The sequence below is a fragment of the Pseudomonas sp. 102515 genome (assembly GCF_031085165.1).
GTDB lineage: Bacteria > Pseudomonadota > Gammaproteobacteria > Pseudomonadales > Pseudomonadaceae > Chryseomonas.
Genome location: NZ_JAVHTY010000001.1, coordinates 565167 through 587978, shown reverse-complemented (window position 1 = coordinate 587978; position 22812 = coordinate 565167). Strand labels below are relative to the sequence as shown.

General features: G+C 68.0%; 21 protein-coding genes. 13 read left to right on the top strand and 8 right to left on the bottom strand.

Annotated features, from left to right (window positions below; genetic code table 11):
* Positions 1 to 8 precede the first annotated feature (8 nt).
* From RCF34_RS02685 to RCF34_RS02670, 4 genes are read left to right on the top strand one after another with little or no spacing between them, the layout of a single operon-like run.
* Complete coding sequence (locus RCF34_RS02685; RefSeq protein ID WP_308706778.1) at positions 9 to 1502, top strand: aldehyde dehydrogenase; 1494 nt, start codon at positions 9 to 11, stop codon at positions 1500 to 1502.
* Between the two features lie 54 nt (positions 1503 to 1556).
* Positions 1557 to 2834, top strand: a complete 1278-nt coding sequence (locus RCF34_RS02680; RefSeq protein WP_308706777.1) for an FAD-binding oxidoreductase — start codon at positions 1557 to 1559, stop codon at positions 2832 to 2834.
* 45 nt (positions 2835 to 2879) lie between these two features.
* Complete coding sequence (locus RCF34_RS02675) at positions 2880 to 3626, top strand: gamma-glutamyl-gamma-aminobutyrate hydrolase family protein (RefSeq protein ID WP_308706776.1); 747 nt, start codon at positions 2880 to 2882, stop codon at positions 3624 to 3626.
* 58 nt (positions 3627 to 3684) lie between these two features.
* On the top strand, positions 3685 to 5226 hold the full coding sequence (locus RCF34_RS02670; protein ID WP_308706775.1) for an APC family permease: 1542 nt from the start codon (positions 3685 to 3687) through the stop codon (positions 5224 to 5226).
* A gap of 29 nt (positions 5227 to 5255) precedes the next feature.
* On the opposite strand, the gene RCF34_RS02665 is transcribed toward RCF34_RS02670, so the two are convergent.
* The gene (locus RCF34_RS02665; RefSeq protein ID WP_308707512.1) at positions 5256 to 6401 is read right to left on the bottom strand and encodes an MFS transporter; all 1146 of its coding nucleotides are present in this window, start codon (positions 6399 to 6401) and stop codon (positions 5256 to 5258) included.
* 173 nt (positions 6402 to 6574) lie between these two features.
* Between RCF34_RS02665 and RCF34_RS02660 the strand changes: the two genes are divergently transcribed.
* Positions 6575 to 7204 (top strand): TetR/AcrR family transcriptional regulator, encoded by a 630-nt coding sequence (locus tag RCF34_RS02660; RefSeq protein WP_308706774.1) that lies wholly within the window; start codon positions 6575 to 6577, stop codon positions 7202 to 7204.
* A gap of 37 nt (positions 7205 to 7241) precedes the next feature.
* Here the strand turns inward: RCF34_RS02660 and RCF34_RS02655 are convergent, their stop codons facing one another.
* Together RCF34_RS02655 and RCF34_RS02650 are read right to left on the bottom strand one after the other, a co-directional pair.
* Entirely contained in the window at positions 7242 to 7781 is a 540-nt protein-coding gene (locus RCF34_RS02655) for a nuclear transport factor 2 family protein (RefSeq protein ID WP_308706773.1), read from the bottom strand.
* A 205-nt stretch (positions 7782 to 7986) separates the two neighbouring features.
* Complete coding sequence (locus RCF34_RS02650; RefSeq protein WP_308706772.1) at positions 7987 to 9693, bottom strand: amidase; 1707 nt, start codon at positions 9691 to 9693, stop codon at positions 7987 to 7989.
* 227 nt (positions 9694 to 9920) lie between these two features.
* Between RCF34_RS02650 and RCF34_RS02645 the strand changes: the two genes are divergently transcribed.
* A complete protein-coding gene (locus tag RCF34_RS02645) occupies positions 9921 to 10859 on the top strand; it encodes a cation transporter (RefSeq protein WP_308706771.1) in 939 nt (312 codons plus the stop codon).
* A gap of 10 nt (positions 10860 to 10869) precedes the next feature.
* Here RCF34_RS02645 and RCF34_RS02640 read toward each other — a convergent pair whose 3' ends face one another.
* The gene (locus tag RCF34_RS02640) at positions 10870 to 12123 is read right to left on the bottom strand and encodes a DUF2254 domain-containing protein (protein WP_308706770.1); all 1254 of its coding nucleotides are present in this window, start codon (positions 12121 to 12123) and stop codon (positions 10870 to 10872) included.
* Between the two features lie 6 nt (positions 12124 to 12129).
* On the bottom strand, positions 12130 to 12762 hold the full coding sequence (locus RCF34_RS02635) for a cyclodeaminase/cyclohydrolase family protein (protein ID WP_308706769.1): 633 nt from the start codon (positions 12760 to 12762) through the stop codon (positions 12130 to 12132).
* 186 nt (positions 12763 to 12948) lie between these two features.
* Here RCF34_RS02635 and RCF34_RS02630 point away from each other — a divergent pair, with 186 nt between their 5' ends.
* The 4 genes from RCF34_RS02630 to RCF34_RS02615 all read left to right on the top strand — a co-directional run bounded on the left by RCF34_RS02630 (position 12949) and on the right by RCF34_RS02615 (position 16383).
* The gene (locus RCF34_RS02630) at positions 12949 to 14316 is read left to right on the top strand and encodes a gluconate:H+ symporter (RefSeq protein ID WP_308706768.1); all 1368 of its coding nucleotides are present in this window, start codon (positions 12949 to 12951) and stop codon (positions 14314 to 14316) included.
* A gap of 13 nt (positions 14317 to 14329) precedes the next feature.
* Entirely contained in the window at positions 14330 to 14881 is a 552-nt protein-coding gene (locus RCF34_RS02625; protein WP_308706767.1) for a chromate transporter, read from the top strand.
* The gene (locus RCF34_RS02620) at positions 14878 to 15402 is read left to right on the top strand and encodes a chromate transporter (protein WP_308706766.1); all 525 of its coding nucleotides are present in this window, start codon (positions 14878 to 14880) and stop codon (positions 15400 to 15402) included. Before RCF34_RS02625 ends, RCF34_RS02620 begins: the two co-directional genes overlap by 4 nt.
* A 69-nt stretch (positions 15403 to 15471) precedes the next feature.
* Positions 15472 to 16383 (top strand): bestrophin family ion channel, encoded by a 912-nt coding sequence (locus tag RCF34_RS02615; RefSeq protein WP_308706765.1) that lies wholly within the window; start codon positions 15472 to 15474, stop codon positions 16381 to 16383.
* A gap of 141 nt (positions 16384 to 16524) precedes the next feature.
* On the opposite strand, the gene RCF34_RS02610 is transcribed toward RCF34_RS02615, so the two are convergent.
* Both RCF34_RS02610 and RCF34_RS02605 read right to left on the bottom strand, forming a co-directional pair.
* Complete coding sequence (locus RCF34_RS02610; RefSeq protein ID WP_374941157.1) at positions 16525 to 16719, bottom strand: DUF1272 domain-containing protein; 195 nt, start codon at positions 16717 to 16719, stop codon at positions 16525 to 16527.
* Positions 16720 to 16743: 24 nt separating this feature from the next.
* Entirely contained in the window at positions 16744 to 17730 is a 987-nt protein-coding gene (locus RCF34_RS02605) for a DJ-1/PfpI family protein (RefSeq protein ID WP_308706764.1), read from the bottom strand.
* A 137-nt stretch (positions 17731 to 17867) separates the two neighbouring features.
* Between RCF34_RS02605 and scpB the strand changes: the two genes are divergently transcribed.
* Positions 17868 to 18614, top strand: a complete 747-nt coding sequence (scpB, locus tag RCF34_RS02600; RefSeq protein WP_308706763.1) for an SMC-Scp complex subunit ScpB — start codon at positions 17868 to 17870, stop codon at positions 18612 to 18614.
* A 171-nt stretch (positions 18615 to 18785) separates the two neighbouring features.
* Here scpB and gap read toward each other — a convergent pair whose 3' ends face one another.
* Entirely contained in the window at positions 18786 to 19790 is a 1005-nt protein-coding gene (gene gap / locus RCF34_RS02595) for a type I glyceraldehyde-3-phosphate dehydrogenase (RefSeq protein WP_017641313.1), read from the bottom strand.
* A gap of 136 nt (positions 19791 to 19926) precedes the next feature.
* Between gap and edd the strand changes: the two genes are divergently transcribed.
* Positions 19927 to 21756, top strand: coding sequence for a phosphogluconate dehydratase (gene edd, locus RCF34_RS02590; RefSeq protein ID WP_308706762.1), 1830 nt, complete (start codon positions 19927 to 19929; stop codon positions 21754 to 21756).
* Positions 21753 to 22730, top strand: a complete 978-nt coding sequence (locus RCF34_RS02585; protein WP_308706761.1) for a glucokinase — start codon at positions 21753 to 21755, stop codon at positions 22728 to 22730. Before edd ends, RCF34_RS02585 begins: the two co-directional genes overlap by 4 nt.
* The last annotated feature ends 82 nt before the right edge of the window (positions 22731 to 22812 follow it).

The window sequence follows — 22812 nt, the reverse complement described above, 5'->3', positions numbered from 1 at the left end:
GCGTGATCATGACAAGGCTGACGCAACAGGACTGGGAGCGGCGCTTCCAGGGATTGACGGTCGAATCCCGCGCCTTCATCGACGGCCGTTATCAGGACGCCCTGGGCGGTGCCACCTTCGAGGATCTGAGTCCGGTGGATGGCCGGCACCTGGCCCAGGTGGCCAGTTGCATGGCCGAGGACGCCGAGGCGGCGGTCCGTTCAGCGCGGGCCAGTTTCCAAGGCGGTGACTGGGCCCATCAGGCGCCGGCGCAGCGCAAGCGGGTCCTGATCGCCTTCGCCGATCTGCTGCTGGCGAACGCCGAGGAGCTGGCGCTGCTGGAAACCCTGGACATGGGCAAGCCCATCAGTGATTCCCTGGGTATCGACGTCCCGGCGGCGGCCAATGCCATCCGCTGGAGCGCCGAGGCCATCGACAAGGTCTACGACGAGGTGGCGCCCACGCCGCGTGACCAGCTGGGTCTGGTGACCCGCGAGCCGGTGGGGGTGGTCGCGGCCATCGTGCCCTGGAATTTCCCGCTGATGATGGCCTGCTGGAAGCTCGGGCCGGCGCTGGCCAGCGGCAACTCGGTGATCCTCAAGCCCTCCGAGAAGTCGCCGCTGACCGCCATCCGCATCGCTCGCCTGGCGCTGGAAGCCGGCATACCGGCAGGGGTGTTCAACGTGCTGCCCGGCTACGGCCACACCGTCGGCCAGGCGCTGGCGCTGCACCCGGACGTGGATACCCTGGTCTTTACCGGTTCCACCCGCATCGCCAAGCAGCTGCTGGTCTATGCCGGCGAGTCGAACATGAAGCGTGTCTGGCTGGAGGCGGGCGGCAAGAGCCCCAACATCGTCTTCGCCGATGCCCCGGACCTGACCGCCGCGGCCGAGGCAGCCGCCGCGGCCATTGCTTTCAACCAGGGCGAGGTGTGCATCGCCGGCTCGCGACTGCTGGTGGAGCGTTCGATCAAGGAGCGCTTCCTGGCCCTGGTGGCGGAGGCGCTGCAGGCTTGGGCGCCCGGCCATGCCTTGAATCCCGACACCCGCGTCGGCGCCCTGGTGGACGAGGGCCATCTGCGCACCGTGCTGGGTTTCATCGAGACCGGCCGCGCCGAGGGTGCCCGGTTGGTGAGCGGCGGCGCGCGTGCCCTGAGCGAAACCGGCGGCAGCTACGTCACGCCGACTATCTTCGAAGGCGTGGACAATGCCATGCGCATCGCTCGGGAAGAGATCTTCGGCCCGGTGCTGGCGGTGATCGACTTCGACGGTGAGGCGGAGGCCGTGCGCATCGCCAACGACACCCCCTATGGCCTGGCCGCCGCCGTCTGGACAGCTGACCTCTCCCGCGCCCATCGCGTGGCCCGTGCCTTGCGTGCGGGCAGTGTCTGGGTCAACCAGTATGATGGCGGCGACATGACGGCACCCTTCGGCGGCTTCAAGCAGTCCGGCAACGGACGCGACAAGTCGCTGCACGCCTTCGACAAATACACCGAACTCAAGGCGACCTGGATCAAGCTCTGAACAGGCGCGGCGGTCCGGGCGTTGGCGCCGGGCCGCAGGCAGAGGAATCTCACCATGCAACAACACGTCGGCAGCTACTACGCGGCTTCGCGCAATATCCACACCGAATACCCGGCGCTCGAAGGCAGTGTCGAAAGCGACGTCTGCGTCATCGGCGCCGGTTACACCGGGCTTTCCACCGCGCTGTTCCTGCTGGAGCACGGCTTCAGCGTGACGGTGCTGGAGGCGGCGCGGGTCGGTTTCGGCGCCTCCGGGCGCAATGGCGGCCAGATCGTCAATAGCTACAGCCGCGACATCGATACCATCGAGCGCCAGCTGCCGCCCAAGCAGGCGCAACTGCTGGGCGAGATGGCCTTCGAAGGCGGTCGCATCATTCGCGAGCGCATCGCCCGCTACGACATCCAGTGCGATCTCAAGGACGGCGGCGTCTTCGCCGCCCTGACCGGCAAGCAGCTCGGTCACCTGGAAGCCCAGCAGAAGCTCTGGGAGCGCTATGGCCATACCCAGCTGCAGCTGCTCGACAAGGCCGGCATCGGCGAGGTGGTCGGCACCGATCGCTATCTGGGTGGCCTTTTGGACATGAGCGGCGGCCACATCCACCCGCTCAACCTGGCCCTGGGCGAGGCGGCCGCGGTCGCCTCCCTGGGCGGCAAGCTCTATGAACAGAGCGCGGCCGTGCGCATCGACCGCGGCGCCAATCCGGTGGTGCATACCGCCAATGGCCAGGTGAAGGCGCGCTTCGTGGTGGTGGCCGGCAACGCCTACCTGGGCGGGCTGGTGCCGGAACTGGCCGCCAAGTCCATGCCCTGTGGCACCCAGGTGCTCACCACCGAGCCGCTGTCCGAGGAGCTGGCGCGCAGCCTGCTGCCCCAGGACTATTGCGTGGAAGACTGCAACTACCTGCTCGACTATTTCCGCCTCAGCGCCGATCGCCGGCTGATCTATGGCGGTGGCGTGGTCTATGGCGCGCGGGATCCGGCGGACATCGAGGCCATCATCCGGCCGAAAATGCTGCAGACCTTTCCGCAGCTCAAGGACGTGAAGATCGACTTCACCTGGACCGGCAACTTCCTGCTGACGTTGTCGCGACTGCCCCAGGTGGGCCGCCTCGGCGACAACATCTACTATTCCCAGGGCTGCAGCGGCCACGGCGTCACCTACACCCACCTGGCGGGCAAGGTGCTGGCCGAGGCCCTGCGCGGCCAGGCCGAGCGCTTCGACGCCTTCGCCGGCCTGCCGCACTATCCCTTCCCGGGCGGGCAGCTCCTGCGCGTGCCCTTCACCGCACTGGGCGCGACCTATTACCAGCTGCGCGACCGCCTCGGTATCTGACCCTGTCCGCCCGCCGGGTACCGGCGGGCACTCTGGAGATAAGCCATGTCCCCTATGCCCCTGATCGGCGTGACGGCGTGCCGGCAGACGCTCGGCAAATACGATTCCCATACCGTCGGCGACAAGTACGTCGAGGCGGCGGGTCATGCCGGCTTGCCGGTGGTGCTGCCGGCGCGCAGCGTGCCGAGCGATCCGCAGGCGCTGCTGGAGCATCTGGACGGCCTGCTGTTCACCGGCTCGCCCTCCAATGTCGAGCCCCATCACTACCAGGGACCAGCGAGTCTCGCCGGCACCCACCACGATGCCGCGCGTGACGCCTACACCCTGCCGCTGCTGCGCCTGGCCATCGACCGTGGCATTCCGGTGTTCTGCATCTGCCGCGGTTTCCAGGAGCTGAACGTGGCCCTCGGCGGCAGCCTGCACCAGCGGGTGCAGGAGTTGCCCGGGCATGACGATCACCGCGAGCCCCAGAGCGAGCGGCTGGCCGAGCAGTACGCGCCCACGCATCCGGTCGCGGTGCCGCCGGGCGGGGTGTTCGAGCGCCTTGGCCTGCCGGCTACCTTCCAGGTGAATTCGCTGCACAGCCAGGGCATAGCTCGCCTGGCCCCCGGGCTGCGTATCGAGGCCCAGGCGCCGGACGGCCTGGTGGAAGGGGTATCCCTGGCCGACGCCCCGGGCTTCGTCGTCGGGGTGCAGTGGCATCCCGAATGGAATTTCCGCGAGAACCCCGAATCCCTGGCGCTGTTGGACGCGTTCCGCGACGCCTGCCAGCGCCATGCCGCGGCGCGCTAGGCACCTCGTCGCGCACGCCGCACTCTGAATAACAATTCCAACAGCAGGGCAGAGACCTATGACTGAACAGCGCAAGGGTACGCCGGCCGGCGGCTCGGACACCGCCGGGCCGGCAGCCCTGGCCGATGCGTCCGCCAAGGGCCTGGCCGCCGGCTCCCTGGGGCTGCTCGCCTGCGTGGTGCTGGGCATTTCCACCATCGCTCCCGTCTATACCCTGACCGGCGCCCTGGGACCGACCGTGCGCGAGGTGGGCGTCTATCTGCCCGCGGTCTTCATCGTCGGCTTCCTGCCGATGCTGCTGGTGGCCCTGGGGTATCGCGAGCTGAACGCCGTCGATCCGGACAGCGGAACCTCCTTCACCTGGTCCACCCGCGCCTTCGGTCCCATGATCGGCTGGATCGGCGGCTGGGGCCTGGTGACGGCGACCACCATCGTCCTGTCCAACCTCGCCGGGGTGGCGGTGGACTTCTTCTATCTGTTCCTGGCCCAGCTCAGCGGCCGGGCGGAGCTGGCGGCGCTGTCGCAGCACCTGCTGGTGAACGTCGTCACCTGCTGCGTCTTCATCGCCATCGCGGTCTGGATCAGCTGTCGCGGCATCGGCATGACCATGAGCGTCCAGTACGGCCTGGTGGCCCTGCAGTTGCTGGTGCTGATCGGCTTTTCCCTGGCGGCCTTCAACGCCGCGCCCGCGGCGGCGCCGGTGGTCTTCCATCCGGAGTGGTTCAACCCCTTCAACGTCGAATCCTTTTCCGCCTTCGCCGCCGGTCTGTCGCTGTCGATCTTCATCTTCTGGGGCTGGGACGTCTGCCTCACGGTGAGCGAGGAATCGGTGGGCAGCCAGAAGGTGCCGGGGCGGGCGGCCACGGTCACGGTGCTGCTGATCCTGCTGCTGTACCTCTTCACCGCCGCGGCGACCCTGCAATTCGCCGGCATCAGCGAAGCCGGCCTGGGCCTGGGCAATCCGGAGATCCAGGAAAACGTCTTCGCCCACCTGGCCGGCCCGGTGATGGGGCCGCTGGCGATCCTGATGTCCATCGCGGTGCTGGCCAGTACCGCCGCCTCGCTGCAGTCCACCTTCATCTCGCCGGCGCGCACCCTGCTGGCGATGGGGTACTACGGCGCGGTGTCGCGCCGCTTCGCCCACATCTGCCCGAGATCTCGCACGCCGCGCTATGCCACCATCGCCGCTGGCATCGCCACCGGTGGCTTCTATGTGGTCATGCGTACCCTGAGCGACAACGTCCTGGCGGACACCATCACCGCCCTGGGCATGATGATCTGCTTCTACTACTCGCTGACCGCCTACGCCTGCGTCTGGTACTTCCGCCGCAGCCTGTTCGACAGCCTGCGCCATGCGCTGCTGCGCGGCCTCTGTCCGCTGCTGGGCGCCATCATCCTCTCGGTGATCTTCTGGCAGACCGCCATCGCCAGCCTGTCGCCGGACTTCGGTAGCGGCTCCCACCTCGGCGGCATCGGCCTGGTGTTCATCATCGCCGTGGTGATCCTGGGACTGGGTCTGGCGCTGATGCTGTTCGCTCGCTGGCGCGCGCCGGCCTTCTTCCAGGGCAAGACCCTGGAAGCGCTCCCGCACCGGGGCTGAATGGGGCGGACAGGGCGTCCGCCGGTAGGTCAGTGACCCAGGACCGCCGAACCGCTCCCTCGGGTGCCGGCCGGAAAACCGTGGCGCCGGGCATTGGTGGCGATGGCCAGGGCGCTCAGGGACAGCGCCACCACGGCCCAGCTCAGCGCCTGGGGGCCGATGCCTTCCAGCAACAGGCCGCCGAGGATGCCGCCCCCGGCGATGGCGCTGTTCCAGGTCACCACGTTCATCGCCAGGGCCGCATCGGCGCCACTCCCGGCGGTATCCGCCAGGGCGGTCTGTAGCAGAGTGGCCGCACCGCCGAAGGTCAGGCCCCAACCGAAGACGCCCAGGTACTGCAGCAGCGCCGAGTCGCGGTTGAGCCCCAGCAGCAGCGCGATCGCGGCGAAGCCGGCAAGACTCACCAGCACGGCCCGCCGCAGGCTGTGATCGACGATCCGCCCGGTGATCCAGATTCCCGCCAGCGAGGCCACCCCGAAGGTCAGCAGCACCCGGTCGACCTGATCGCCCAGGCCGGCCTGGGCCACGAACGGCGCGATATAGGTATAGAGCAGGTTGTGGGCCAGCATCCAGGTGAAGACCACGCCGAGGATGGCGCGAATGCCGGGCGTGGCGAATACCTGGCGCAGCGGCAGGCGCTGGCCCTCGGCCTGCCCCGGATAGTCGGGCACCTTGGCCAGCACCCAGACGATCAGGCCCAGGGTGAGGGCGGACATGCAGGCGAAGGCCAGCCGCCAGCCCAGCAGCCCGCCCAGCCAGGTCCCCAGGGGCACGCCCAGGGACAGGGCGACCGGCGTGCCGATCATGGCGATGGCCATCGCCCGCCCTTGCAGGCGCGGCACGACCAGACGCCGGGCATAGCCGGCCAGCAGACTCCAGGCGAGGCCTGCCGCGGCCCCGGCGGCGAAGCGGGCCACCAAGGTCAGGGGATAGTTGGAGGAGAGCGCGGTCAGGGTGTTGAACAGCAGAAAGCCCAGGATGGTCGCCAGCAGCACCCGGCGCCGCCGCCAGCGCGCCGTTGCCAGGGTGAGAGGAATCGCGGCAGTCAGCGAGCCGGCGGCATAGGCGGTCACCGTCTGTCCGGCCAGGGCATTGGAGACGTGGAGCCCCTGGGCGATCTCGGGGAGCAGGCCGGCGGGCAGGGTCTCGGTCATGATGCAGATGAAGCCGGTCATGGCCAGCGCCAGCAGTGCGGCCACCGGCAGGCGTTCGGGATTGGGGGTCGCGCTCACGGGTAGGCTCCTTGGATATGTATCGATCGATATATATCTAAGCAGCAGGTGCTCTGGCTGGTCAATGAATTCTGTATCGTCTAGTATAAAAATCGAATCCGACGAGGAGTACGGCTGTGGCTCAGGTGGGACGTCCGCGGTCCTTCGAGCGGACCCAGGCAATCGATGACGCGATGCTGCTGTTCTGGCGCTATGGCTATGAGGCGACGTCCCTGAGTCGGCTCAAGGCGGCGATGGGTGGCGGCATCACCGCGCCCAGCTTCTATGCGGCCTTCGGTTCGAAGGAGGCGCTGTTCAAGGAGGTGGTCGCCCGCTACATGGAGACCCATGGCCGGGTGAACGATCCACTGTTCGACGAGACCCTGCCGCCCCGGGAGGCGATCGCCTCGGCCCTCGGGCGTTCTGCGCGGATGCAATGCGATGAGCGCCTGCCCAAGGGCTGCCTGGTGGCGCTCGGTACCCTGGGCTCCTATGCGGATGAAGACTCCAGCCTGCCGCTGCCCTTGCGCGAGGCCCGCGCCCGGATCCGCGCCGGTCTGCTGGCCTGTGTCGGGCGCGGCATCGCCCGCGGCGATCTCGCGGAAGGCACCGAGGCTCATGCCCTGGCGACGCTGTTCGAAGGCTTTCTGCTGGGCATTTCACCCATGGCGCGGGATGGCGTGGCGTTGCCCGTCATCGAGGGCGCCATCGCCCTGGTGATGACGCTCTGGGATGGTCATCGACCGCCTGCCCGAGGCGCCGCCTGAGCCAGGTGTCTTGCGCCGTGATCGCACAGGGGTGGCGTCAGGGCGCCTGCCGTTCACCGGTGGGCGTGGCGGGCGAGGGGTCGGCTAGCGCGATGCGGTCGATGACGTCCTGATAGGGGGCGAGATCGAGAAAGGCCTCGACCTGGGTCGCCCGTTCCCCGTCCATCTTGAAGATCCAGACGTATTCGTTGCGATAGGGCGCGCCATCGCGCGCCGTGGCCGTGCCCTTCCAGCGCACCACGACCTGGTCTTCCCGCACCCAGATACCCTGAACCCGGGGCACGATGGGCGTGGCCAGGCGCTGCGCGAAGGGGCGTACGGCGCGCTGCAGAAAGTCCTCGCGGCCGTGGTAGGTACCCGCCGCCGGCCCGCTGCCCTGGATGGTCCAGACCACGTCGGGCGAGAGCAGGTCGTCGAAGAGACTGCCGCGACCCGCGCTCCAGTTCGCGAAGGCGCCTTCGACCAGGCGCTGGTGGCGTTCAGGGGTGGATTCGGTGGCTGCGACGCCGCTCCAGGGACCACTCAGGACGATGAGCGACAGCAGCACGCTCCCGGTAAGACGCTTGGCTGGCTTCATGGCGGCACGCTCGCAGAGGACGGGATGAGGTGGGTAGCGGCGTCGGCCAATGGCACCTGCCTGGAACCCACCTTAGGCCGCTGGCGGCGTCCGCATAACCGGCACGCGGCTGGACACTCCGGTTAGCGCGCCTTACCGGCAGATGTCACGCGCCGGTTCCGGCCGCCTGGTGAAGCCTGGCGGCCAGCGTCCGCGCCGTCTCCGCTCAGCCCACCAGCGGCGGCGTCCGCGGCGGTACCTGGCGCTTGGAGCCGGTCGACTCATAGGCAGCGGCCAGGCGGAGCAGGTTGGTGTCGTCATAGGCGCGACCGGCGAAGGTCAAACCCACCGGCATGCCGATGTCGGCCATCACGCCCATGGGCACGGTGACGGTCGGCACGCCCAGGTGGCGGATGGCGAGGTTGCCGTTGGCGACCCAGACGCCATTGCTCCAGGCGATGTCGGCCGAGGCGGGATTGATTTCGGCATCCGCCGGCGCCACGTCCGCCACGGTGGGGAAGAGCACGGCGTCCAGGCCCTGGGCCTCCAGCCAGTCTTCCAGGTCGAGCTTGCGCGTCCGTTCCAGGCCGCGCAGGCCGTCGGGGAGGCTAGCGATCTGCTCCAGGGTCTTGAGCCCCCGCTCGGCCATGCGCACGTATTCGGCCATGCCGGCGGCCAGGTCGCCTTCGCGATTGGGCAGGGTGCCGGGCTCGTGGGGAAAGATCAGCTCGCCTTCGACGTCCACCAGGCGATTGAGATTGGGATCGTTGTTGTCGCGCAGGAAGGTGTCGAAGCCCCAGGCGGACAGGTCCCAGAGTTCGTCATGGAGAAATTCCCGGGAGACGATCCCGCGGTTGAACACCGTGGGCGCGCCGGGGCGGTCGCCTTCGCAATTGGAGACCAGCGGGAAGTCCACCTCGATCACGCTGGCGCCGGCGGCTTCCAGGGCCGCCCGGGCCTGTTCCCAGAGGGCGATCACCGAGTCGCGGGTCCGGATGCGCTGGCCGGTGGGGCCGCCGATGCCGGGATTCTCGCTGGTGCCGGCGTCCGGGTCCTGGTTGATGAACATGCGCGGCACGCCCAGTCGCTTGCCGGCCAGGGCATTGGGGCCGGCGGCCAGTGCGGGGTAGGACGCCGGGCGTACCGCCGAGGCCAGCGGCAGCGGCACCCAGGGTTGCAGGCGCCAGAGGTCGCCGGAGGTGTCGGGATCGTCCGCCACTACCACGTCGAGCACCTCCAGCAGATCGGCCATGGTGCGGGCATAGGGCACCACCACGTCCATGGTCGGTGTCAGCGGCCAGTTGCCGCGTACCGAGATGATCCCGCGCGAGGGGGTGTAGGCGCAGAGACCGTTGTTGGAGGCCGGGCCGCGCCCGCTGGACCAGGTTTCCTCGGCCAGGCCGAAGGCGGCGAAGCTGGCCGCGGTGGCGGTGCCGGCGCCGTTGGACGAGCCCGAGGCGAAGGGCGCGGTCAGGTAGCCGGCGTTGTAGGGGCTTTCCGCGCGCCCGTAGACGCCACGCTGCATGCCACCGTTGGCCATGGGCGGCATGTTGGTCTTGCCCAGGCAGATGGCGCCGGCGGCGCGCAGCCGTTCGACGGTGAAGGCATCGCGCTGGGCGACCAGATCCTTGAAGGCCGGACTGCCGGAAGCAGCGGTCAGCCCCTTGACCAGGTAGCTGTCCTTGGCGGTATAGGGGATGCCGTCCAGCGGTCCCAGGACCTCGCCGCGGGCGCGGCGGCGGTCGGACGCGGCGGCTTCGGCCAGGGCCTCGGGATTGCGCACCACCACGGCATTGAGCGCCGTGGCGCTGGTGGGCGGATCATAGGCGTCGATCCGGGCCAGATAGGCCTCGACCAGTTGCACCGCAGTGGTCTGGCCGGTTTCGAGTGCGCGACGCAACTCGGCGATGGAGCGTTCGGTAACTTCGATCATGGTGGGTCGCCGTTGAGGATTCCGCGGTACGGGAGTGGCGGTTGCCAGAGGTCCCGGGAGAAAAAAGCACCGGTGCAGTGTACACCCGAAGCCTGCCGGCTTCTGATTGCGTCCGCGCATGGAAGCCTTGCCGGACCGCCCATGCAGGTTGGCCTGGCGACCTCTATCCTTGGCCTGAATTGAAGCTGTTCGCCACGCCTGGAGGCGATCGGTAACCGGAGTCGAGCATGTTGAAACGCCTGAGCAACGAGCGCACGGTGCTGCGCTTTTCCATTGCCGTCACCGTGCTGCTGGCAGCCGTGGGTATCGCCTTCGGCGTGCTGTCCGGCTCCTATGCCATCGTCTTCGACGGCTTCTATTCGCTGACCGACGCCTTCATGAGCGGGGTGGCGCTGCTGGTGGCCATGCTGATCCACCGGCATGCGCAGGAACCGGAAGGGGACCGGCGGCTGGCCGAGCGCTTCAACATGGGTTTCTGGCACCTCGAACCCATGGTCCTGGCCCTCAACGGCAGCGTGCTGTGCATCGTGGCCTGTTATGCGTTGGTCAACTCGATCATCAGCCTGATGAGTGGTGGCAAGGCCCTGGCGTTCGGCATGGCGCTGCTCTATGCGCTGGTCGCGGCCCTGAGCTGCTTCGGTTTCGCCGCCCTGGTGCACCGGTTGAACCGGGACATCCAGTCGGACTTCCTCAGGCTCGACATCAAGAGCTGGATCATGTCGGGCAGCATCTCGGCCGCCCTGGTGGTGGCCTTCCTGGTCGGCGCCCTGGCCCAGGGGACGGCCTATGCCTGGATCACGCCCTACATCGATCCCCTGGTGCTGTCGATCATCTGCGTGCTGATCACCCCCATACCGCTGAAGCTGGTCTGGCAGGCGTTCAGGGAGATCCTCATGGTGACCCCGCCGGCGCTCAAGCAGCAGGTCGATGAAGTCGCCAAGGACATGGTCACGCGTTTCGGCTTCCTCGACTATCGCGCCTATGTGGCCAAGGTCGGCCGGGCGCGGCAGATCGAGCTGTATTTCATCGTGCCCCTGGGGTGGCCGGCCAAGACCCTGGACGAATGGGACGCCATCCGCGACCAGATCGGCGAGGCCATCGGCGGCGAGGGTCCGGACCGCTGGCTGACCATCGCCTTCACCACCGATCCGGCTTGGTCGCGCTAGCGGCGCACAGCTAGCGCGCCGTGCAGAGGCGTTCGACGTCCGCGGCGAGTTGCTGGAGGATGACGCGGTCTTCGGCCTGGCCAAGCGTGGCCTCGGCCCGGGCCAGTGCCAGGCGCGAATGCCGCAGGCACTCGCGCCTGATCCGCGCGTCCCCCTGGACCGCCAGGCGCGCCAAGGCTTTCTGCAAGCGCATGCCCACCTCCACCAGCGGCGCCGCGTCGCGGCCCACCGGCAGGAAGAAGTCGTCGAACAGGTCGTCCAGCGACAGCTCCGGCACTTCGATCCGCGGATAGCGGGGCTCGATCGCTTCCCGCGGCTCGGTGAGGGCGGTCAGCAGCCGTTGCGCGCGACCGAGGATGGCGATGGCGGTACCCGAGTCGCTGCGCGAGGGCACCAGCGCCCCGGTGGCGATCTCGCCCAGCACCGTCAGGCCGAAGCGCGGATCCTGGTCGTGTACCCGGCGGGCATCCAGGATGAAGGCGGCACGCAGGCGCTCGTCCTTTTCCGGTCCCAGACCCTCGACCCAGAGCAGCGGCTGCGCCGGATCGAGGAAGGCCCCGGGCAGGGCGGCCAGGCGAAGGCGACCCTGGTCGCCGCAGAGGTCCGCCAGCAGCGGCATGTCCACCCGTTGCAGATAACCGGTGCGGTCTGCCATGACCGGGCGGCCACTGGCGGGCTCATCGATGGGCGCCGCCACCCCGCCCAGGTACGGGTGGGTCAGCCAGCGTTGCAGACTGTGCCGGGCGGCGTCCTCGATGCTGTCGCTGGTGGCATCCAGTTGGCCCAGTCGCGACAGATGGTCGATCCAGCGCAGCAGGGTGAAGACGATCAGCAGGATCACCACCAGGGTCACGGCAAAGAGCACCACCCGGCCGTTGTCGCCGTAGAGGCCGGTGCTCAGGGCGATGATGCCGACCAGGCTGAACAAGAAGGAGCCGAGAAAGGTGGCCAGGGCGTTCTGGGTGGTGCTGTCTTCCAGGAGCAGCGGATAGGCACGGGGCGTCACGCTGCTGGCGGCGGCGTTGTAGGCCGTCACCATGGTGCTCAGGGAAAAGGTGGTCACCGCCAGCATGCTGCTGGCGATGATGGTGAGGATCTTGTCGACGGCATCGGCGCCGACCTTGGCCGGCAGCGTCGCCGGGATATGGTCACGCAGGAGCAGGGCGAGGAGGGCGGTCGCCACCCCGGCGACCGAGAACAGCGTGGCGCGAAACCACAGGCGTCGCTGGAATCCGCGCAGGACCCAGCCCAGGCGGGCCAGCACCGGCCCTCAACCCATGGCCGGCGGGACGGGGGTGGCACTCAGTTGGGCGAGACGCTGGTCGGCCTGTTGCTTGAGTTTGTCGCGCATCTGTCGGGCGGCTTCGCGGGCGTCGCCGGATTTCAGGCCGTTGCGGTCGGCGTCCACGGTGGTGAGCACCGCACCCAGGGCCCCATGCACCAGGCGACCGCCGGCCAGGGTGTCGCTGCGCAATGGTTCGACGGTGAGCGGTGTGGCCGTGACGGCGAGATCCAGGGCTTCCAGGCACAGCTGGGCGGTGGCGATGGGGATCTGTACGGCGTTGGCCGCGGCCAGGTTGAGCGCCTGCTGGCGGCGCTCGCCCTCTGCGGTGGCACCGCTCGCCTGGCGATCGGCTTCCAGGTAGTTGGCGAACGCCTGGACGTCGGCATCGGCGCAGGTGCTCAGGGCTTCCTGCAGGCGCTCGCCCACGGAGATCAGGTCGGCATGGCGGGTCACCGGCTGGCGCTGCTGGCTGAGTTTGAGGCCCTTGAGGATGAGCGCGACACCCAGGCACGCCGCCACGGTGGCCGCCGCGCCGCTGCCCGGCGTGGGCAGGGTGGAGCCGGTTCCGTCACGGAACTGGGCGAGGGTCTGCTGCCAGAGAGTAGAGGTTTCGTTCATGCCAACCGCCTGCAAGCAAAAGGGAAGGGGATTCGGTCACGACCGACCGCTGTTTGGATCGTGCGAAACCGCTGAGGTTCGCACGCTAAGTGCAATAAGGGACAGGGTTTATGTCGATTTGCGTCGTACCGCGGACGGCATTTCAGTTAAGGTGAACCTGAAACAATAAGTTACAAGGAGTCACCTGTGGATCCTGCTGCGCTCGCCTGGGTCGCCCACGACACCCGGCTGATCTTCTGCTGCCTGGCCGCCATCCTGGCCATCGTCCTGCTCATTGGCGTCACCCGCCTGCCACCCTTCCTGTCCATCCTCATCGGTACCTTTATCGCCGGCCTGGGCGCCGGCTTGCCCGCCGAGGCCGTGGCCAAGGCCTTCAGCAAGGGCGCGGGCGGCATCCTCGGCGAGGCCGGCATCATCATCGCGCTGGGTTCCATGCTTGGCGCGCTGATGGCCGAGTCGGGCGCCGCCGATCGCATCGCCAGCACCCTGCTGGGCCTGGGCAAAGGCCGCAGTCTGCCCTGGGTGATGGCCCTGGTGGCCATGGTGATCGGCCTGCCGCTGTTCTTCGAAGTGGGCCTGGTGCTGATGGTGCCCATCATTTTCGTCATGGCGCAGCGCTCCGGGCAGCCGCTGCTGCGCATCGCCATTCCGGCGCTGGCCGGCATGACTACCCTGCATGCCTTGCTGCCGCCGCATCCCGGTCCGCTGATCGCGGTCGGCGCCCTGCATGCGGACCTCGGCCTCACCATGCTGCTGGGCCTGGCGATCGCCATCCCGGCGGTGATCCTGGCCGGGCCGCTGTACGGTGGCTGGCTGTCGCGGCGCATGACGATCCAGCCGCCCGCGGAGCTGGGCGCGCTGTTCAGCGCCCGCGACCAGGGCGCGCGTCAGCCCGGCTTCGGCCTGTCGCTGCTGGTGATCCTGCTGCCGGTGCTGCTGATGCTGGGCAGCACCTTCGCCAAGGTCGCCCTGGACCCCCACAGCGGTCTGGCGGAGGGGCTGAAATTCCTCGGCGAACCCCTGGTCGCCCTGGGTCTCGCCGTGCTGGCGGCTACCGTACTGCTCGGCTGGGGCAGTGGCATGCCGCGCGAAAGCGTCGGGGGCGTGCTGCGCAAGGGCCTGGCGCCCATCGCCGCGCTGCTGCTCACCATCGGCGCCGGCGGCGGCCTCAAGCAGACCCTGCTCGACGCTGGCGTCAGCCATACCGTGGCCAAGGTCGCCGAGGGCGCTCACCTGCCCTACATCCTGCTGGCCTGGCTGATCGCCGTGGCGCTGCGCCAGGCGACCGGCTCGGCGACGGTGGCCACCACCACCACGGCCGGCATCCTGGCACCGGTGGTGGCCGGGCTGGCCGGCCCCCAGGCCTCGCTGATCGCCCTGGCCATCGGTGCCGGCTCGGTGTTCTTCTGCCACGTCAATGACGCCGGCTTCTGGATGGTGCGCGAGTACTTCGGCCTGGAGCTCAAGCAGACGCTGTGGGTCTGGTCGGTGCTGCAGACGCTGGTTTCCATCACCGGCCTCGCGGGTACGCTATTGTTGTCGCTCTGGATCTGACGAACCCCTGCCCATGGACAACGACTCCACCCTGCACCGGCCGCGGCGCCGCGATCTCTTCCTCGGCTTCTTCGGCCTGGGCATCACGGCCTTCGGCGGGGTGCTGCCGCTGGCGCGGCGCTACCTGGTGGAGAAGCGACGCTGGTTGTCGGCGGAGGAATTCACCGAACTACTCGGCCTCTGCCAGTTCCTGCCAGGCGGCAATATCATCAACCTCTCGGTGGCGGTGGGCATGAGGTTCGCCGGCTGCAGCGGCGCCCTGGCCGCTGCAACCGGGCTGCTGGTGGGCCCGACCCTGGTGGTGGTCGGGCTGGGCGTGCTCTATGACCGCTACCATGACGATCCCCTGGTGGGTCGCGCCTTCGCCGGTCTCGCCGCCGCGGCCGCCGGCCTGCTGGTGGCCATGGCGGTCAAGCTCCTTCAGCCGTTGCGCGGTCGCTGGCTGGCCCTGGGCATCGCCTGCCTGGCCTTTCTCGCCCTGGCGCTGCTCAAGCTGCCGCTGCTCTGGACCATGCTGGTGCTCACCCCCATCAGCGTGCTGCTCAGCTATCGGCAGGGCCTATGAGCTCGACCCTGCTGGCGCTGGCGCTGATCTTCACCCAGCTGTCGCTGCTGGCCTTCGGCGGCGGCAACTCGGTGCTGCCGGAGATGCAGCGCCAGGTGGTGACCGTGCATGGCTGGATGAGCGCCGCCGACTTCGCTGCCCTGTTCGCCCTGGCCCAGGCGGCGCCCGGCCCCAATCTGATGATCGTGCCGCTGATCGGCTGGCACGTGGCCGGCTGGCCGGGGCTGCTGGTGACCTCCCTGGCCAAGTTCGTGCCGTCTTCGCTGCTGACCCTCGGCGTGCTGCACCTCTGGCAGCGCTTCGCCGATCGCCCCTGGCGCCGGCATCTGCAGGCCGGACTGGTGCCGGTCACCGTCGGCCTGGTGGCGGCCAGCGCCTGGCTGGTGGCTGCGAGCGTGGCCACCGCGCCGCTGTGGGTGCTGATCCTGGCGGCTGGCGCCCTGGGCTCGCTGTTCACCCGCGGGCACCCGCTGTGGCTGCTGGCCGGCGGGGCCCTGGTCGGGGTGCTGTTCGGACCCTGACCCGCTAGGGGCCAGGCACTGTCGCGCCCGGGCGGCGTCGAAACCAGTACTTCACGCGAGAGCACACCTGTGATCACCCGTCCCCAGAATCCCTCGCTGCGCGAACTGCTGTTCACGGTGCGCGGCTCCATCGTCCAGGCGATCTGGCCCAAGCTGCTCTATGTGATGCTGCTGAGCCTGGCGGTGACCCTGAGCCATGGTTTCATCCTGCGCTTCGACTTCGGCCTCACCACCACGCCCCTGACCCTCTGGGGGTTGACCCTGGCGATCTTCCTCGGCTTTCGCAACACCACCGCCTATCAGCGCTTCTGGGAGGCCCGCGGTCTGTGGGGCGAACTGCTGATCGCCGGTCGCAACCTGGCGCGCCAGGTCGAGAGCCTGCTGCCGGGGCTGACCGCGTCCGAGCGCCGCCAATTGCTGACTCCGCTGCTGGCCTTCGGTTATGCCCTGCGTGATCACCTGCGCCGCGAAGCGCCGTCTGCCGATCTGCAACGGGTGCTGGCGGGGGAGGAGAGCCTGCTCGCCGCACCTCACCGCCCCAGCGCCCTGATTCGCCGCCTCGGGACAACGCTGGTTGCCCGGGCACGACAGGAAGGCCTAGGCGATCCGCTGATCGCCAACCTCGACCACCAGCTGGACCGGCTGACCGCGGTGCTCAGTGGCTGCGAACGCATCCGCCAGACGCCCATTCCCTATCCCTACATCCTGATGCTGCACCGGGTGGTGCACGTCTATTGCTTCCTGCTGCCGTTCTGCCTGGTGGACAGCCTGGGCTGGTTCACGCCCCTGGCGGTGCTGGTGCTGGCCTACACCTTCTTCGGCCTGGATGCGCTGGGCGACCAGATCGCCGACCCTTTCTGCACCCAGCCCAACCATTTGCCGCTGGACGCCTTGAGTCGTGGCCTGGAAATCGCGGTGCTGGATCTGCTGGGCGAGCCCACCCCGGCGCCCATTCGGGCGGAGGCGGGGTTGTTGCGGTGAAGGCGCGACGATTCGCGTTGATGCGATCGCGGTCATGGGCCGCTCCTACGGATTCAGCCGTGCTGCAGGAGCGGCCCATGGCCGCGATCAGGAGTCTGCCTCAAAGGGCGGCATCGGCGGATCGCCCTGGCTGCGCCCTGCCTACTGTCGGGTGTCTTGAGCGCCTTTCGCTATCCGCCGCGGACGCCTGACCAACTCCCCGCGACAATTCGGACACCGCCCCTGCAACGGCCCGGCAGCGCATTCCGTGCAAAAGGTACATTCATAGGAGCAGATCACCGCCCCTTCGCTGTCCATCGGCAGGGCCTTGGTGCAGCGTTCACATGAGGTACGCATGTCCAGCATGGCTTTCTCTCCTGATCAGGCGCCAAAGCGCGCCGCGTAGTCCTGGGGGCTGACCGCCAGGTGCTTGTGAAAGGTGCGTCGGAGATTTTCCGGATGGCCGAAGCCGCACAGGCGCGAGACCGTGGCGATGGAAGCCTGGCCATCCTGCAAAAGCACCCGCGCCGTCTCCAGGCGGACCTGCTCGACATAGCGACCCGGCCCCATGCCCACTTCGCGGCTGAACAGGCGCGACAGGGTGCGCGGCGCCATATGGGCCCGCTCGGCCAGGCGCTCCAGGCCCAGGTCTTCCCCCAGGTGACCGGGAATCCAGTCGAGCAGGGCGGCCAGCCGCGGCGTCCGCCCCGGATCGGGCGCCAGGCAGGCGCTGAATTGCGCCTGGCCGCCGGGGCGACGCAGGAACATCACCAGTCGGCGCGCCACCGCCAGCGCCAGCGGACGTCCGAGATCCGCTTCCACCAGCGCCAGGGCCAGGTCGATGCCGGCGGTGACGCCGGCCGAGGTGAAGACATGGGGATCGCCATCGCGGCCCTGGGGATCATAGGTATGCAGGCGGTCGCCCTGGACCTCGATGGCCGCAAAGGTGGCGAGTTCGTCGACATAGGCCCAGTGGGTGGTGGCGCGGCGACCGTCCAGCAGGCCGGCGCCCGCCAGCAGCAGGGCGCCGGAACACACCGAGCCGAGCCGTCGCACCCGCGGTTCCAGATCGCGCAGCCAGGCCTGCAAGCCGGCGTCCTGGCGCAGCGTCTCGATGCCCAGGCCACCGGGGACGAGCAGGGTATCCACCTCGCCCACGTCGAGGTCGTACCAGCCCTGCTCGGCCTGGATACCGATACCGGCCGAAGTCCTCACCAGCCCCTCGGCGGCGCCCAGCAGACGCAGCTCATAGTGAGCGGGCAGGCCCTGGCGTTCCCGTTCCAGGTTGGCCGAAGCGAACACCTGCAGCGGGCCAGTGACGTCCAGACTCATGACCTCGGGATAGAGCAGCGCAGCGATCAGCGGCATGGGTGGCTCTCCGTAGCGATCTGGCGAGCATGCCTGGCCGCCCCGGCTGGCGACAAGGTCAAAGACCCCACGGATCTGGCCGTCCTCCGCCAGGTTGGATTTGGCGTGACTCGCGCCCGGCCTTATCATCGCCGCCCATGAACTACACCGATCCCAAGCAACTGGCGCCCCTGCTGGAAGCCATCCTGCTCGCTGCCGGCCGCCCCCTGACCCTGGAGCGCCTGGCCGAGCTCTTCGAAGAATACGAGCGCCCCGAGCCCGCTCATCTGCGCGCCGGCCTCGCCGTGCTCGGCGGCTCCTGCCGCAAGCGCGGCTTCGAACTCAAGGAGGTGGCCTCCGGCTATCGCCTGCAGGTCCGCGAAAAGTACGCGCCCTGGGTCGGACGACTCTGGGAAGAGCGCCCGCCGCGCTATTCCCGCGCCATGCTGGAGACCCTCGCCCTGATCGCCTATCGCCAGCCCATCACCCGTGGCGAGATCGAAGAGGTGCGCGGCGTGGCGGTCAACAGCCAGATCGTCAAGACGCTGCTGGAGCGCGACTGGATTCGTGTGGTCGGCTATCGCGACGTACCCGGCCGACCGGCCATGTTCGCCACCACCAAGGCCTTTCTCGACTACTTCGATCTGCGCAGCCTCGACCAGTTGCCGCCCCTGGCCGAGGTCCGCCAGCTGGAACCCGAACCGGCCTCGGTGCTGGAGGACCCGGAGCTGAGCCTGGCGGCCTTGGGTGTGGGTGATGCTGAAGCGGTGGAGGAGGGCACCCCGGTGATTCCCGAGCGCACCAGCTTCCGGACCCTGCTCACCGAGCTCGACGCCATGGAGACCGGCCTCAAGACCGACTTTGACGACCTGCGTCAGGCGGCGGACGAGGACGAAGAGGGTTGAGTCAGCCCTGTTGGGCTTCGCTGCGTTCAGCCCAACCTACAGCGCCACTACAGCTCGGTCTTTCTGCTTAGGGTGCCGTAGGTTGGCGCTGAGCAACGCGAAGCCCAACAATCTCGCCCAAAACGAAAAAAGCGCCCGAAGGCGCTTTTTTCCAACCCAGACCTACAGACCTCAGGCCGGCGCGTTGACCAGCGCCTTGCAGGTATCGAGCATACGGTTTGAGAAGCCCCACTCGTTGTCGTACCAGGCCATGATCTTCACCAGCTTGCCGCTCACCTTGGTGTGGTTGGCGTCGAAGATCGACGACAGGCGGTTGTGGTTGAAGTCGATGGAGACCAGCGGCTTGTCGTTGTAGCCCAGGACCGGCGAGGCCTCTGCCGCGGCCTTCATGAAGGCGTTGATGGTCTTGGCGTCGGTTTCCTTGGCCGTCAGGATGGTCAGATCGACCAGCGACACGTTGATGGTCGGCACCCGCACCGCCATGCCGCTAAACTTGCCTTGCAGTTCCGGCAGAACCAGACCCACGGCTTCGGCGGCACCGGTCTTGGTCGGAATCATCGACTGGGTGGCCGAACGCGCCCGGAAGGGGTCGGAGTGGTAGACGTCCGACAGGTTCTGGTCGTTGGTGTAGGCATGGATGGTGGTCATCAGACCGTTCTCGATACCCAGTTCGCGCTGCAGCACCTGGGCGACCGGCGCCAGGCAGTTGGTGGTGCAGGAAGCGTTGGAGATGATCTGGTGCGACTGGCGCAGGATGTTGTCGTTGACGCCATAGACGATGGTGGCGTCCACGTCCTTGCCCGGTGCCGAGATGATCACCTTGGAGGCGCCGGCTTCCAGGTGGGCGGCGGCCTTGTCGCGGCTGGTGAAGAGGCCGGTGCATTCGAACACCACGTCGACCTTCAGATCCTTCCACGGCAGCTCGGCCGGGTTGCGGATGGCCGTCACGGCGATGCGGTCGCCATTGACCACCAGCTTGTCGCCCTCGACGGACACCTCGGCAGGGAAGCGGTCATGAACGCTGTCATACTGTAGGAGATGCGCATTGATGGCGGCGTCGCCCAGGTCGTTGATCGCGACGACCTCCAGGTCCTGGCGATAGCCCTCGGTATACAGCGCCCGCAGCACGTTGCGGCCGATGCGTCCAAAACCATTGATGGCAATACGAATACTCATTGAGAGAAACCTCGCGATAGCTGGGTTTTGTTGTAAAAAACATTACACATGACGCGTGCTAAGCGGAATAATAGCGCCAATTTGGCTGTGAATGTTTTAAATAACAACAAATTTAGCCCGGTGGAGAATCGAAACCATGCATCCTCGCGTCCTCGAAGTCACACAGCGGTTGGTGGAACGCAGTCGTCCGACCCGTGAGCGTTACCTCGCCATGATCCGGGCCGCCGCCAGCGACGGTCCGCAGCGCGGCAAGCTGCAGTGCGCCAATTTCGCCCATGGCGTCGCCGGGTGTGGATCCTCGACGGATAAGCAGCGCCTCCGTCTGATGGACCAGGCCAACGTCGCCATCGTTTCCAGCTACAACGACATGTTGTCGGCTCACCAGCCCTATGAGCACTATCCGGAGCTGATCAAGCAGGCCCTGCGCGAGATCGGCTCCGTCGGTCAGTTCGCCGGTGGCGTGCCGGCCATGTGCGACGGCGTGACCCAGGGCGAGGCCGGCATGGAGCTGAGCCTGGCGAGTCGCGAAGTCATCGCCATGTCCACCGCCGTGGCGCTGTCGCACAACATGTTCGACGCCGCGCTGCTGCTGGGCATCTGCGACAAGATCATTCCCGGCCTGATGATCGGCGCGCTGCGCTTCGGCCATCTGCCGATGATCTTCGTCCCGGGCGGCCCCATGCCGTCGGGCATCTCCAACAAGGAGAAGGCGCGCGTGCGCCAGGCCTTCGCCGAGGGCAAGGCCACCCGCGAAGAGCTGCTGGAATCGGAGATGAAGTCCTACCACAGCCCCGGCACCTGCACCTTCTATGGCACCGCCAACACCAACCAGGTGGTGATGGAGGTCATGGGCCTGCACCTGCCCGGTTCCTCCTTCGTCAATCCCTACACCCCGCTGCGTGACGAGCTCACCCGCGAGGCGGCGCGCCAGGTGACCCGCATCACCCACCAGGGCGGCAACTTCATGCCGCTGGGCGAGATCGTCGACGAGAAGTCCATCGTCAACTCAGTGGTGGCCCTGAGCGCCACCGGTGGTTCGACCAACCACACCCTGCACATCCCGGCCATCGCCCAGGCCGCCGGTATCCAGCTGACCTGGGACGACATGGCCGAGATCTCGGCGGTCACCCCGACCCTGGCGCAGGTCTATCCCAACGGCAAGGCCGACGTGAACCACTTCCATGCCGCCGGTGGCGTCAACTTCATGGTGCACACCCTGCTCGAAGCCGGACTGCTGCACGAAGACGTCAACACCATCATGGGGCACGGTCTGTCGCGCTATCTGCAGGAGCCTTTCCTCGTGGACGGCAAGCTGGAGTGGCGCACCGGGCGTGCCGAAAGCCTGGACGAGGACATCCTGCGGCCGGCCAGCCGCCCGTTCAACGAAGAGGGCGGCCTGCGCGTCATGCAGGGCAACCTCGGTCGTGGCGTGATGAAGGTGTCGGCCGTGGCGCCCAAGCACCAGGTGGTGGAAGCCCCGGCGCGGGTCTTCCATGACCAGAGCGAGCTGGCGGCCGCCTTCAAGGCCGGCGAACTGGAACGCGACTTCGTCGCGGTGGTCCGTTTCCAGGGACCCAAGGCCCTGGGCATGCCCGAGTTGCACAAGCTCACCCCCTACCTCGGCGTGCTGCAGGACCGCGGCTTCAAGGTGGCGCTGGTCACCGACGGCCGCATGTCCGGTGCCTCGGGCAAGGTCCCGGCGGCGATCCACGTCTGCCCGGAAGCCATCGACGGCGGTCCGCTGGCCAAGGTCTGTGACGGCGATCCCATCCGCGTCGATGGGCGTACCGGAGAGCTGAAGATTCTGGTCCCGGCGGACGAATGGATGGCTCGCGAGGCGGTCGAAGCGCCCCAGGGCACCGGGGTAGGCTGTGGTCGTGAGTTGTTCGCCTTCATGCGCGGCGCCATGAGCACGGCTGAATCGGGTGCCAGTGCATTCACTTCCAGCCTGGAGGCGCTGAAATGAGTTTGGCTTTGGTTGGCGACATCGGGGGCACCAATGCCCGCTTCGCCCTGTGGCGCGACGGTCGCCTGGAGGCCATCGAGGTCTTCGCCTGTGCGGATTACGCCTGTCCGGAAGACGCCGTGCGCAAGTACCTGGCGCAGACCGGCGTGGCGCTGGACGACATCACCGCCGTGTGCCTCGCCTGTGCGGGCCCGGTGGGCGAGGGTGACTTCCGCTTCACCAACAATCACTGGGTGATCAAGCGCGAGCAGTTCTGCCGCGAGCTGGGTCTGACCCATCTGCTGCTGATCAACGACTTCACCTCCATGGCCTGGGCGATCGCTCGTCTGGACCCGGCGGACTGCGTCCAGGTCCGCGACGGCATCGCCTTGCCGACCCGCCCGCGCCTGGTGATCGGGCCGGGCACCGGCCTGGGTCTCGCCAGCCTGGTGCCCAGTGGCAAGGATCGCTGGATCGTGCTGCCGAGCGAGGGCGGTCACGTCGACCTGCCGATCAACACCCAGCGCGAATTCGATATCTGGAAGATCCTCAAGCGCCAGTTCGGTAACCACGTCTCCGCCGAGCGCGTGGTGTCCGGCAGCGGCCTGGTCAACCTCTATCATGCGAGTTGCGAGCTGGACGGCCGGACCGCCGCCCTGCACAGCGCGGCGGACATCTGCGAGCTGGCGCTCAAGGGCGATCCCTATGCCGACGCCGTGCTGGAGCAGTTCTTCATCTGGCTGGCGCGGGTCGCCGGGAACGCGGCCCTGACCCTGGGCGCCCTGGGTGGCGTCTACATCGCCGGCGGCATCCTGCCGCGCTTCGTCGAACGCTTCCAGAGCGGGGCCTTCGCCCATGCCTTCGCCGACAAGGGCAAGACCAGCAGCGCCTACCTCAAGGACATCCCGGCCTGGCTGGTGACCGCCGAGTACCCGGGCCTGTTCGGTGCCGGCGTCGCCCTGGATCAGACCATCGCCGAAGCGCGGCAGGCCTGATCCACCCCGGGGGCGGGCGACTACTCAAGGTCGCCCGACCCCGGTATGCTGCCGGCACTACCGGTAGCTGGCCCCTGGCCAG

What these genes read in the sequence shown, in the direction of transcription:
- RCF34_RS02685 (WP_308706778.1), top strand. Translation starts at nt 9, where the DNA reads ATGACAAGGCTGACGCAACAGGACTGGGAGCGGCGCTTCCAGGGATTG.
- RCF34_RS02680 (WP_308706777.1), top strand. Translation starts at nt 1,557, where the DNA reads ATGCAACAACACGTCGGCAGCTACTACGCGGCTTCGCGCAATATCCAC.
- RCF34_RS02675 (WP_308706776.1), top strand. Translation starts at nt 2,880, where the DNA reads ATGTCCCCTATGCCCCTGATCGGCGTGACGGCGTGCCGGCAGACGCTC.
- RCF34_RS02670 (WP_308706775.1), top strand. Translation starts at nt 3,685, where the DNA reads ATGACTGAACAGCGCAAGGGTACGCCGGCCGGCGGCTCGGACACCGCC.
- RCF34_RS02665 (WP_308707512.1), bottom strand. Translation starts at nt 6,401, where the DNA reads ATGACCGGCTTCATCTGCATCATGACCGAGACCCTGCCCGCCGGCCTG.
- RCF34_RS02655 (WP_308706773.1), bottom strand. Translation starts at nt 7,781, where the DNA reads ATGAAGCCAGCCAAGCGTCTTACCGGGAGCGTGCTGCTGTCGCTCATC.
- RCF34_RS02650 (WP_308706772.1), bottom strand. Translation starts at nt 9,693, where the DNA reads ATGATCGAAGTTACCGAACGCTCCATCGCCGAGTTGCGTCGCGCACTC.
- RCF34_RS02645 (WP_308706771.1), top strand. Translation starts at nt 9,921, where the DNA reads ATGTTGAAACGCCTGAGCAACGAGCGCACGGTGCTGCGCTTTTCCATT.
- RCF34_RS02635 (WP_308706769.1), bottom strand. Translation starts at nt 12,762, where the DNA reads ATGAACGAAACCTCTACTCTCTGGCAGCAGACCCTCGCCCAGTTCCGT.
- RCF34_RS02625 (WP_308706767.1), top strand. Translation starts at nt 14,330, where the DNA reads ATGGACAACGACTCCACCCTGCACCGGCCGCGGCGCCGCGATCTCTTC.
- RCF34_RS02620 (WP_308706766.1), top strand. Translation starts at nt 14,878, where the DNA reads ATGAGCTCGACCCTGCTGGCGCTGGCGCTGATCTTCACCCAGCTGTCG.
- RCF34_RS02610 (WP_374941157.1), bottom strand. Translation starts at nt 16,719, where the DNA reads ATGCGTACCTCATGTGAACGCTGCACCAAGGCCCTGCCGATGGACAGC.
- RCF34_RS02605 (WP_308706764.1), bottom strand. Translation starts at nt 17,730, where the DNA reads ATGCCGCTGATCGCTGCGCTGCTCTATCCCGAGGTCATGAGTCTGGAC.
- scpB (WP_308706763.1), top strand. Translation starts at nt 17,868, where the DNA reads ATGAACTACACCGATCCCAAGCAACTGGCGCCCCTGCTGGAAGCCATC.
- gap (WP_017641313.1), bottom strand. Translation starts at nt 19,790, where the DNA reads ATGAGTATTCGTATTGCCATCAATGGTTTTGGACGCATCGGCCGCAAC.
- edd (WP_308706762.1), top strand. Translation starts at nt 19,927, where the DNA reads ATGCATCCTCGCGTCCTCGAAGTCACACAGCGGTTGGTGGAACGCAGT.
- RCF34_RS02585 (WP_308706761.1), top strand. Translation starts at nt 21,753, where the DNA reads ATGAGTTTGGCTTTGGTTGGCGACATCGGGGGCACCAATGCCCGCTTC.